11 protein-coding genes are annotated in these 12149 nt (G+C 31.9%); 3 read left to right on the top strand and 8 right to left on the bottom strand.

The annotated features are described in order from the left end of the window. Window positions 1-24: 24 nt before the first annotated feature. Entirely contained in the window at window positions 25-459 is a 435-nt protein-coding gene (gene dut, locus WC223_05685; GenBank protein MFA6923729.1) for a dUTP diphosphatase, read from the bottom strand. A gap of 84 nt (window positions 460-543) precedes the next feature. Here dut and WC223_05680 point away from each other — a divergent pair, with 84 nt between their 5' ends. Continuing rightward, window positions 544-1824 carry a radical SAM protein gene (locus WC223_05680; GenBank protein ID MFA6923728.1) on the top strand — a complete coding sequence of 427 codons (1281 nt, stop codon included), beginning with the start codon at window positions 544-546 and terminating at the stop codon, window positions 1822-1824. A 164-nt stretch (window positions 1825-1988) separates the two neighbouring features. Here the strand turns inward: WC223_05680 and WC223_05675 are convergent, their stop codons facing one another. The 7 genes from WC223_05675 to WC223_05645 all read right to left on the bottom strand — a co-directional run bounded on the left by WC223_05675 (window position 1989) and on the right by WC223_05645 (window position 10216). Then, complete coding sequence (locus WC223_05675) at window positions 1989-2318, bottom strand: type II toxin-antitoxin system RelE/ParE family toxin (GenBank protein MFA6923727.1); 330 nt, start codon at window positions 2316-2318, stop codon at window positions 1989-1991. Continuing rightward, window positions 2303-2491, bottom strand: a complete 189-nt coding sequence (locus WC223_05670) for a hypothetical protein (protein MFA6923726.1) — start codon at window positions 2489-2491, stop codon at window positions 2303-2305. The genes WC223_05675 and WC223_05670 overlap by 16 nt, the downstream gene beginning before the upstream one ends. Window positions 2492-2730: 239 nt before the next feature. Continuing rightward, window positions 2731-5076 (bottom strand): transglycosylase domain-containing protein, encoded by a 2346-nt coding sequence (locus tag WC223_05665; GenBank protein MFA6923725.1) that lies wholly within the window; start codon window positions 5074-5076, stop codon window positions 2731-2733. Between the two features lie 162 nt (window positions 5077-5238). After that, on the bottom strand, window positions 5239-6267 hold the full coding sequence (locus tag WC223_05660; protein MFA6923724.1) for a glycosyltransferase family 2 protein: 1029 nt from the start codon (window positions 6265-6267) through the stop codon (window positions 5239-5241). 60 nt (window positions 6268-6327) lie between these two features. Continuing rightward, window positions 6328-7611 (bottom strand): M20/M25/M40 family metallo-hydrolase, encoded by a 1284-nt coding sequence (locus WC223_05655; GenBank protein ID MFA6923723.1) that lies wholly within the window; start codon window positions 7609-7611, stop codon window positions 6328-6330. Window positions 7612-7655: 44 nt separating this feature from the next. Continuing rightward, window positions 7656-8201, bottom strand: a complete 546-nt coding sequence (locus WC223_05650; GenBank protein ID MFA6923722.1) for a TlpA disulfide reductase family protein — start codon at window positions 8199-8201, stop codon at window positions 7656-7658. Window positions 8202-8314: 113 nt separating this feature from the next. After that, window positions 8315-10216 (bottom strand): amidophosphoribosyltransferase, encoded by a 1902-nt coding sequence (locus WC223_05645; GenBank protein ID MFA6923721.1) that lies wholly within the window; start codon window positions 10214-10216, stop codon window positions 8315-8317. 289 nt (window positions 10217-10505) lie between these two features. Here WC223_05645 and WC223_05640 point away from each other — a divergent pair, with 289 nt between their 5' ends. Both WC223_05640 and WC223_05635 read left to right on the top strand, forming a co-directional pair. After that, on the top strand, window positions 10506-10937 hold the full coding sequence (locus WC223_05640) for a hypothetical protein (GenBank protein MFA6923720.1): 432 nt from the start codon (window positions 10506-10508) through the stop codon (window positions 10935-10937). Window positions 10938-11109: 172 nt separating this feature from the next. After that, window positions 11110-12149, top strand: a 1040-nt coding sequence (locus WC223_05635; protein ID MFA6923719.1) for a glycosyltransferase family 4 protein, incomplete at its 3' end; no start/stop codon positions are given.

Below are 12149 nucleotides of genomic sequence, written 5' to 3'. Positions count from 1 at the left end.
AATTATTATTTATTAATTATTAATTTATTTAACTCCTGTGTGTCCGAACCCGCCTGCTCCCCGTTTTGTTTCCTCAAGTTCTTCAACCTTGAGCCATTCAGCTTTTTCGTGTGATGAAATTATCATCTGCGCCACTCTTTCGCCATTCTCAACTGAATAATTTTCGTTTGATAAATTTACTAAAATAACTTTTATTTCACCGCGATAATCGGCATCAATAGTTCCGGGAGTATTTAAAACGGTAACTCCTTTTTTAAATGCAAGTCCGCTTCTTGGACGCACCTGTGCTTCATATCCAACCGGCAGTTCAATAAATAAACCCGTAGGAATTAAAGCCCGTTCTAAAGGTTTTAATAAAACCGACTCGTCAATATTTGCTCTTAAGTCCATTCCTGCGGATGCTCCTGTTTCATATTCAGGAAGGTTGTGCTTTGATTTGGAGACAATTTTTATTTTCATTTCTCTTTCTAATTACAAAATTAACTTCAAAAGTAAAGAAAAATCGGATACGATTTTAATTTTTTATATTTGCAATATATGTCAATGAAAAACAAACATCCACGCAAAGTTCCGTATTTACTTTTCAGTGATGAGAAGGGAAATTTATTTGAAGATAAAAATATGGAGGCAGTTGGCAAAGCAGGGAAAAAAATATTAAAATTAAAACCCGAAGATTTTATTGAACTTCCCGATGGAAGTGATTTTTTTCAATTGCCCGAAAGAAAACCAATTGGCTTCAATCCAAAAACAAATAAATTTGAAATATGTAGCAAAGGTTCTGCTGTTGCCGCTTTTGTTGCCCCTGCATATACACAACTTTATTTTTCTGCTTACGAAAAAAATAATGATGCGGTCATTCTTCCTTTATATGCATACACCGCAATCGGCTGGCTCGACAATAAATTTTATACAACCGCAATAAGAATCGATGATGATATAAGGCAGGATTGTGAGCAATTCAATCAGAAAATTGTAATACGCAATGCAAAGCAAATGCTAAAGGCAAATCCGAAAAATCGTTTACTGACGCATATTGGACATTGTGCAACAGTTTATTTTTGTCCTGCTGCACGAAATTATTTTTTAAAACGATGGGAAATGCCTCTGCCAACTTCCCCTTCATGCAATTCAAATTGTCTTGGTTGCATTTCATATCAGCCGAAAGAAAATAAAATAAAATCTACGCAAAACAGAATAGAATTTGTTCCTACAGTTGATGAAATTGTTGAAATAGCTGTGCCACATCTTGAAAATGCACCCAAACCAATTGTTAGTTTCGGACAGGGCTGCGAAGGCGAGCCATTGCTTGTGTGGAAAGTAATTCGTGATGCAATAAAAGAAATACGAAAAAAAACCGATAAGGGAATTATAAATTTGAACACAAACGGCAGCAAACCCGATACAGTTGATGAGCTTTTTAAAGCTGGATTAGACAGTATTCGTGTAAGTTTGAACAGTTCGCAAAAAGAATTATATAATATATATTATTTACCTAAAAATTATTCTTTCGAAGATGTAATTGAATCAATGAAAATAGGAAGAAAATACAAAAAGTGGGTTTCGATAAATTATTTTACTTTTCCCGGAATTACCGATTCTGTTGATGAATTTGAGGAATTAAAAAAAATATTAAAATACACCAATGCTTCAATGATTCAGTGGCGCAATTTTAATATTGACCCCGATTGGTATATGGAAAAGGTTGGCATAAAAGAAACTACAGAAATTCTCGGAATAAAAAATATAATGAATGAATTAAAAAAAGAATTTCCGAAACTTGTGTATGGATACTTCAATCCACCAAAAGAAAGAATAATAAAATAACCACAGATTATTTGCGAACATTCATTTTTAAAGGTGCTCATGAGAACGCTTCGCTTAATTCACAGATTTAAAAAATATCGAATATAAATAATGAATTTTGAAGAAAATAAAAGATAATAAGGAAAGAAGTTTTCTTTTTTTATTAGGTATAATAGCAAAAAAAATTATAAAACCCAATCCGGCTTCACATTTTTAATTATATCCTGCCTGCCATTAATAACAGCAATTATACAAATTTTCTCAGAAGAATCTGAATGCAGATAAATAATTCTATATCCTTTGTACATAACTTCTTTAAGGAAATTAACAGGAGTATTCTGAAACTCAGGCGCAGGTCTGCCGATAAGAGGAAATTTAAAAAGTTGTTTTTCGGTAGTTTCTATTAAACTTTTAACAAAACGTTTAGCATAAGTAGGAGAATCTTTAGCAATAAAATCGTATATATGATTTAAATTACTGACGGATTTTTCAGACCATTCTATTTTTGTTGCCATTTATCAACTCTTTTTAAAAGTTCTTCAGTAGAAATAGTTTTGCCTTTTTCAATATCATTAAGACCATCAATAACATTAGCAACAATATCAATCTGATACATAATCTCTTCAATGGAGCAAGTATCAGGTAGTCCTTTTATAACGTCAACAGAAATATCTTTAAGGGATTGCATATTAATAATTTTAGTTGGTATGTATAAAATTGTTTGTTATAAATAAAAACACAAAATTCCATACAGAATTGAATTAACAAATATACATAAATTTATTTAATTTAAAGAAACTTATAAACAAACTACAAACCGAAAACTTTTTCCAGTAAATATTGATTAAAAAGAAAAAAGAATCTCTATATTAAAATGTATCTTTTTTATAGCTTTAAGTATTTGAAGTACTCGAAGTACTTATTTCTTTACTCTCCCAAATCTCCGGAAGTTTTAATAGTATCTTTGGCAGCTCCTATGCTATCAAGTTTTTCAATACGTGTATGGCAGGTGTATGATTTTGAAATTTTAATTTTTGGCTTTGGAAATTGTCCTTTCACGTAATCAAATTTATTATCTTTAAAAACTTTTTCCATAAAAATTCCGTAAATAGGCAATGCTGTATGGCATCCTTCTCCGTTTTCGGGATTTCTAAAATGAATGCATCTTTGTTCGCCGCCAACCCATGAGCCGGAAATAAGGTTTTTTGTAACACCGATAAACCATCCGTCGGAATAATTTGTAGAAGTACCTGTTTTTCCGCCGAAATCATTTCGCCAATCTTTGAATAAATCATATTCAAACAATGCCTGTGTGGTTCCACCGGGCTCATGTAATCCACCTCTCAGCATTTCCTGCATCAGAAAAGCAGTTTCTTCAGTCAGAACACGCTTTTTATTTTCTTTATATTCATATAAAACCTTTCCGTTTTTATCTGTAATTTTTGTAACCAAAACCGGCTCGATATAATATCCTTCATTTATAAAAGGACAAAATGCATTAACAAGTTCATAAAGCGAAACATCGCATGAGCCAAGACATACAGAAGGAACATCAGCTAAAGGAGTTTTTATTCCGAGTTTATGTGCATATTCAATTACCTTTTTCCATCCTATTTCCTGCATAACCTGAACGGCAATGCAATTGATTGATTTTGCAAAAGCATATTTCAGAGTAACTTCTTCGCCTGTAAATACACCATCGGCGTTATGTGGAGTCCATGTTTTCTTTTGACCTTTTTCAACATAATTAACTATTACGGGTTTGTCAATCATTTTGTCGCAAGGACCGAATCCGTTTTCCAACGCTGCCGCATAAACAAATGCTTTAAATGTTGAACCGGGTTGACGCTTCGATTGCTTTACATGGTCGTATTTAAAATATTTAAAATTAATATCACCAACCCATGTTTTAATGAAACTTGTAAAAGGGTCGATTGTAAAAAAGCCTGCATGAAGAAATTTTTTATAGTATCTTATTGAATCCATCGGACTGAGCGTTGTATCTCTTTCACCTTTCCAAGTAAAAACTCTCATCCTATGAGGTTTGTTCATATAATAATTTACAGAATCCTTATTATTTTTATATTTTATTGAAAGATATTTGTAAGTGCTTGTTTCCCTTGCTACATTTTCAATAAAACCGCTTATTTCATTGCCTCTTCCATCAATCCACGGGTTTTTATCTTCCCAATGTTGATTGAATTTTTTTTGCAATTTCTTCATGTGCTCAGCCACTGCTGCTTCGGCGTATTGCTGTAATTTTGAATCTATAGTTGAATAAATTTTCAAGCCATCTGCATATAAATCGTAATTATTTTCCTTCAGCCATTCTTTGAGTGAATTATAAACGGCTTCCCTGAAATATGAAGCATTTCCGTCGTAATTATTTTCAACTTTGTAATCGAGTAAAATCGGAAGTGTAACATATTTATCATGTTCTTTCTGATTAATTATAGCGTATTTCAGCATTTGTCGGAGAACTATATTTCTTCTTTTCAAAGCATTTTCGGGATTCATAATCGGACTGTAAAATGTTGGTGCCTTTAAAATACCCACAAGCAAAGCTGATTGTTCGGCATTTAAGTTATCGGGAGTTGTGTTAAAAAAAGTTTTTGCTGCTGTTTTTATCCCGTAGGCGTTGCTTCCGAAGTCAACGGTGTTGAAATACATCGTAAGAATTTCTTCTTTTTTGAAGTTTGCTTCAATTTTAACTGCCGTTATCCATTCTTTTGTTTTATAAATAATTGTTTTAACAAAAGGAATATATCCGAATAAACCTCTCGAATAATTTGCTCTGGTTTTGAATAAGTTTTTTACTAATTGCTGTGTAATAGTACTGCCTCCGCGTGCATCACCTTTCATTATTGACCAGAAAACAGAAAGAAGTGCTTTGAAGTCAATTCCGGAATGTTCATAAAATCTGTTGTCTTCGGTTGCAATTAATGCTTTAATTAAAATAGGTGAAATTTGTTTATATTTGACAGGGGTTCGATTTTCGTTAAAAAATTTTCCTATTAATTTTCCGTCGGCTGAATATAATTCGGAGGCAACATTAAGTTTGGGATTTTTGAGTTCACGCATTTTCGGCGACCTTCCGAAAAGCCACAGAATATTGAGGTCAACGCAACCAAAATATAAAAATAAAAATACGAAAAAATAAATAACATATCTAAGAATTCGCTTTTTTAGCGGCAGCTTCGGCTTATCTTTTTTGCGAAAAGATTTTATTTTTTCTAAAACTTTTGCAGAAATATTTTTTAAAAAATCTTTCACTCTTTAAGTTTTGGGAATGCAAAAATAAGAAATCTGAATTGATTTGCTAAAAAATATTAAAATAGGATATTTCAAAAGTTTTATTTATAACCGCTAATACGCTGAATCGCAAAAATAAAATATTTATTTTAAAACCCTAGCGTCTCTGCGGTAAAGTAATTTTTATTTTGAAAAATCAGATGAATTTAATTGCGTGAAGAGTTTTATTTTATTTACAAAATAATCCCAAACAATATTTCTTTGATAAATGCAACTTACTTTACGGTGGCTCATGAGTTTTCTTTTTTTATCAAGTTTTCGTATTGAAAAATAAAATGAAAAATGAGCTTTTGCAACTGCAATAAAATCTAAAATATGTCCTTCGGCTAAAAAACGAAAAGCGGCAATGCCATCTAAAATAAATCGCAATAAAAATATTCTGTGAAATTTATTTTCAGGAAGATTTTTGTAAAGCAATGAAAGATTGTTTCTGAAATTCAGATATGTTTTGCGTGAATTATTTTTCGGTAATGTACCCCCTCCAACGTGATAAACCACAGAATCGGGGCAGTACATTATTTTATAGCCGGCATTTTTCAAACGCCAGCAAAAATCTATTTCTTCCATGTGTGCAAAAAAATCGTCATCGAGTCCTCCAATAACTCTGAACAAATCGGCTCTCACAAACATACATGCACCGGTTGCCCAAAAAATTTCAACTGCATCATTATATTGACTTTTATCTTCTTCAATATTTTGAAAAATTCTTCCTCTGCAAAACGGATAACCGAACTTATCAATGTACCCTCCAGCGCCACCTGCATATTCAAATTTTTTCTTGTCGTTGTATGATAATAATTTTGGCTGACATGCTCCGATATTTTTATCATTTTCCATCATTTTAATTACCGGCTGGAGCCAGTTTTCTGTAACTTCAATATCGGTGTTCAGCAGCACAAAATAATCGGCAGTAACATTTTTAAGTGCTTCGTTATATCCTTTTGAAAAACCGAAATTTTCTTTAAATTCAATAATTCTGACTTCAGGAAAATTTGTTTCAAGAAAATTTATTGAATCATCTTTTGAGCTATTGTCGGCAATTATTATTTCGGCAATACCAGAGCTGTATTTAACAACAGCAGGTAAAAATTTTTCGAGAAAAACTTTTCCATTCCAGTTTAAAATTATTACTGCTGTTTTTTGCAAAGACATTAAAAAATATTTTATATCACAAAGTAAGCTAAATTATCACAAAGAATGAAAAAAAATAAGTTAGAAAGTAGAAACAAATTCGGTTATAAGTTTAAAAAGCTCATTATACTTTGTCATAGGTAATTTTCCGGGATTATCATTTATACTATGCCCTTCAACTTTTCCGCCCATTGTATATATAAATACTGCTTTCACTCCGTTTTTATAAAAATAATAATGGTCGCTGTTTGCTGCTTCTCCGCGTTTATTAACGGTTTTAAAATATTTTTTTTCATCATTAATTTTAACAATTGCATTAAATTCTTTTTCGAATTTTGTTCCATTTACAACAGTTATTCCATCTTCGCCTGTACCGATAACATCGAGATTGATGAGAAACTTTATTTTATCAAGTGGGAACAAAGGATTTTCGCAAAAATACTTTGAGCCGAAAAGTCCGGTTTCTTCACCGCTAAATGCGATGAAAGCAACGGAATATTCCTGCTGATTTTCGGGTTTTGAATAAAACTTTGCTAAATCAAGTGATGCAGCAACTCCGCATGCATTATCATTTGCTCCCGGAAAATATACATTTTCGCCCATCTGTCCGAGATGGTCATAATGAGCAGTAAATACAATGAATGAATCTGGTTTTGATTTTCCGGAAATGTATCCTATTACATTTTGTGTTTTATAATTTTTATAATAACTGCTGTTAATGTCAACTGTAACCTCTTTAACAGTGTCAATATATTTTTCTCTTAATAAATTTATTGTAAAATAATCAGCTTTTTGAATTGCATCAGAGAGCCGCCATGATAGTTTTCCGTCAACAATGTTTATAATTCCTTTTGCTTTAAAAATATTATAATACTTTAACGCATCAAAAAGTTCTCTTTGAACGGTGTCTTCAACACCTTTTCTGTCAACAATTAAAACCTTATCATAAAAATTATTACTCTTGAATTTTTCAAATTTCTGTTCGTTTGAAATTACATCTTTATTTAATGTAACAACTTTAAATGTTCCTTTAGTTGAAGGTGATGCTGATGAAACAAGATAATCAACAGCAGGAACCAATTCATTATTATTTATTTTAAAAAATATTTTTTTTGGCAAAACATTAAGCGAAACAGTGAAATATTGAAAATAATCATCAGTAAAAAATTTGAGTTTTGCTTCAGAATATCTGTCTTTGATGTAATTTGCGGCAATTTTATCGCCATCATTTACAAATCCTCTGCCGTGCATTGATTCGGAACAAAGTGTATCAATTATTTTTCTAGCATAATTAATATCCTGAGCAATTGAGCCAAATGCAGAGAAAATAAATAAAATCAGAATATAAAAAACTCTAAATATCATACTAATGTTTAATTTTTTTAACTGAAAACTATAAACCGAAAACTTTATTTCACCAGCTTGCTTAGTTCATAATCAAGGTTGCCGCCGCGCAAGCCCTTTGCAATAATTATTCCTTTCGCATCGAGAAGAAAATTTGTAGGAATTGAACCTACTCCATAAATTTTTGCTGCTTCGGAATACCATCCTTTTAAATCGCTGACATGATATTGCCAAATAAGGTTATCGCTTTTAATAGTAGTAATCCACGCGTTTTTATCCATATCAAGTGAAACACTGAATATTTCAAAACCTTTAGCATTTTTAAATTTTTTGTCTTTGAATTTATTATATGTAGCCACTAAATTAGGGTTTTCCATTCGACAAGGTCTGCACCACGAAGCCCAGAAATCAACCAATACTATTTTCCCCTTTAATGAAGAAAGAGATAAAATTTTTCCGTCAACTCCTTCAAATTTCAACTCAGGTGCCATATTACCAATTTCAGTTCCCACTATCGATTTATCAGATGCCGGATAATTAATAAAACTACTTAATGTAATACATAAAAATATTACAATTATTGCTGCGATTTTTTTGTTTATTCTGTTCATGATTTTTTTGTTTTTTTAATTAAATAATAAAATTTATGAAGTATAAAGATAAGAAGTATGAGATAAAAACATACAAAAAAATTATTCATTATTCGCTATTAATTATTAATTTTTCAGTATGCTCTTTCGTTTCTTCCTTCAATATAGTTAATAAAAGAACGGTTTGCAACTTTGTTTCCACCGGGTGTGGGGTATTCGCCGGTAAAATACCAATCACCCTGATTGTTGGGTGAAGCCAGATGTAAATTATCTATTGACTGATAAATAATCTGCAATTCGGCTTTTAAGTTTTCTGGTTTTACTATTTCGGTTATTTTTTGTGAAATTTCTTTAGATGAAAATGGTTCATAAATTTGCTTTACAACATTTTTTATTTTCTCTTTCGGAAGTTTTTCCTGAGCTTTTGCTTTTTTATAAACCTCATCAATTATTTTTTCCTGCTCTCTTTCTTTAAGCAACATAATTGCTGCCTGAAAAGCAACAAAATCGCCGAGTTTTGCCATGTCAATTCCATAACAATCGGGATAGCGGATTTGCGGAGCCGACGAAACAACTATTATTTTTTTAGGATTTAACCGGTCAAGAATTCTGATAATACTTTGTTTTAAAGTTGTACCCCGAACTATAGAGTCATCCATTACAACAAGTGTGTCAATGTGGTCGCGTACAATTCCGTAAGTAACATCATAAACGTGGGCGGCAAGGTCTTCGCGCTGATTATCCTGAGTTATAAAAGTTCTTAGCTTAACATCTTTCACGGCAATTTTTTCAACTCTCGGATGAATTTTCAGCAATTCGTGAAGTTTACTTTTTGTTAAATTATTTCCGGCTTTAAAAATTTCTTCTTTTTTAATTTCATTGCAGAAATCTTCAACGCCTTCAATCAAGCCATAGAAAGCCACTTCGGCAGTATTGGGAATAAATGAAAATACGGTGTTTTCAAGATCGTTATTAACGGCATTGAGAACATACTTGCTCAGCAGCTTACCGAGCATTTTTCTTTCCTGATAAATCTGTGCATCGGTACCTCTTGAAAAATATATGCGTTCAAATGAACATGCCTTTCTTTCCGTAGGTTCCTTAAATATTTGTTTGATTACACGTCCATCTTTTTTAATAATTAAAGCATTTCCAGGACTTAATTCTTTCACATTTTTAAAATGAACATTAAATGCAGTTTGAATTGCCGGTCGTTCCGAAGTTACAACAACAACTTCATCATCATTATAATAAAATGCAGGACGAATACCCGACGGGTCGCGGATAACAAATGCATCACCATGTCCGAATAAACCGGCTATCACATATCCTCCGTCCCACTTCTTGCACGAACCCTTTAAAATATTTAAAATATCAAGTTCTTCGGAAATTTTATTTGTTATTGCAATATTATCAAGACCTTTTTCTTTAAACTTCCTGAATGTTTTTTCAACTTCTTTATCAAGGAAATGACCTATTTTTTCAAGAATTGTAGTTGTATCAGATTTTTCAAAAGGATGTTGTCCTTTCTGAACAAGAATATCAAAAAGTTCATCAACATTTGTAAGATTGAAATTTCCGGCAATAACAAGGTTTCGTGTTAACCAGTTGTTCTGTCTGAGCAAAGGATGACAATCTTTTTTGCTGTTTTTTCCGAATGTCCCGTAACGCAGGTGACCAAGGTAAAGTTCTGCTATAAAAGGAATATTTTTTTTAAGCCACTTTGCATCACTTAATAATTCGGGTGATTTATTATTTAACTGTTCAAAATTGGAATATATTTCATCAAAAATATCTTTAATGGGAGAAGAGGAATTTGACCGTAAGCGGTTAATGTATTCGCTTCCCGACTCAACATCAAATTTTATGCAGGCAACACCGGCACCATCCTGACCTCTGTTGTGTTGCTTTTCCATGAGGAGATACATTTTGTTCAATCCATAAAGAACCGTTCCATATTTTTTCTGATAATACTCAAGAGGTTTAAGAAGCCTTATCAGAGCTATACCACATTCATGTTTTATTTGCTCACTCATGTTGAAAACTGAATTACATTGCAAAGTTAATGAAATTATTAATTTTAAATAAAACCAATCAATATATTTTGAATTTTTTTGAAATTATAAACGGTTTAGGTTATTGTTCTGTTTTATTGTTAAATTGCTGAATTGTTTAATTGCTATCGTTATTATTTACTTACTTTTCTTACGACTTACGACTGAATACTTACGACTTTTTAATTGTTATGCTTCCAAATGAAAATAAATTTTAATTTACTTCGTTATTATTCTTAATTTTGTTTATTAGAAAAAATTATTAATATAAATGAAATTACTTCATTTTTCCAGAATCATTTTAATAACAATAGTTTTTATTTTATTTTCATCAAACTGTAAAAAAAACGAGACTGTTCCGAATGTGTCGGTAGATTTTACTTTAGAATTGAATTCTGTTGATTACACGGCATTAGGTTCTATTGGTGGTTGGGTTTATATTACTGGTGGAGCTTATAATAATGGTATAATTATTTACAAAAGAACTAATGATGAATACAAGGCTTATGACAGAACTTGTACTTATAAACCATCAAGTAGTTGCAGGGTAACTGTTGAATCTTCGGGAATAATTGCAGTTGATAGTTGTTGTGGCTCAAAGTTTATACTGACAGACGGTTCGGTTAATCAGAAACCTGCCACTGCTCCGTTAAAAGAATACCATACTTCTCTAAGTGGCACAACACTGCATATTTACAATTAAAGTTTTTTCAATAAATTATCTTTTATATTTTTGCTGAAATAATTATGCTGTATTAACAAAAATCGAAGTAAGAAGAATGAAGTAGGATGTGAGAAAATCGTACTTTGTACATCTTACATCAGTTTAAACTAATGTCTGGTTTTCCTACTGACTACTAACTGTTAAATTTACTATGAACATACTTTTTGTTGAAGGATGGTGGCTCGAATGCGGAAATTTCATGCGTGAACATGCAGAAGCAGCTGCTTTATATTCCAATGTTTTTGATGTAAGGGTTGATTTTAGAAAAAGCTGGAAACATTTTCCTTTCAGCATAAAAATCACAAAAGAAGAAAAAAACAATTTAACGGTTTATAATGCCCTGATTTATTGTCCGCTCCGAAGATTCGGGATTTACGAAAAGTCAATAAAATTAGCTTACAATATTTTAATTGCAAAAATAAAGAATACCGCCAGTATTGACATTTGCCATCTCAACGTTCACACCAACACCACAAAAGACATGTTTAACCTGAAACAGCTTAAAGGAGTTCCCTTTGTTGTTACCGAACATAGTTCATTTTATCACACGGGAATATACAAATTACCCGAAAAGCAGATAGCTCAGGAGAAAGATGAAATAAGGGAGTGGTTTAAAGCACCTGAATTAAAGTACGTAATGCCTGTTTCAAAACAACTTGGAAGTATTCTGATTAATGAATACAATGTTGATAAAAAAAAGATTATTCCAATTCCAAATGTAGCAAACAAAGTATTTCAATATTCTCCGAAAATAATAAAGGACGATAAAATCAGGATTCTGATGGCTGCCGTTTGGGATGGTCCAAAAAATCCCATTTTGTTTTTTGATGCATATAAGCTGCTACCCAAGAAATATCAAAAACGAATTGAAATAAAATTTGTTGGAATAGGTAAATACATTGAAGAAGTAAAAGAATATCTGAAAACAAATAATTTTGATATAAAAATAGAATTTCTTGGGAAGAGAACAAAAAAGGAAATAGGCGGCTATCTTCAGGAATGTGATTTTCTTGTTCACCCTTCAAATGCCGAAAATCTTCCCTGCATAATAATTGAAAGTTTTTGCTGCGGCCGTCCGGTTGTGAGTAACAGTGTAAACGGTGTTGTTGAATTGATAAACGAAACAAACGGGCTGATGTCGGCGCCACGCGATGTTGAAGCATTTTCGAAAAACATTTGCCGCACAATCGA

Source organism: Bacteroidales bacterium, from assembly GCA_041671145.1.
GTDB lineage: Bacteria > Bacteroidota > Bacteroidia > Bacteroidales > JAHJDW01 > JAQUPB01.
The sequence above is the reverse complement of the archived record's forward strand: the minus strand, read 5'-3'. Positions and strand labels throughout refer to the sequence as shown.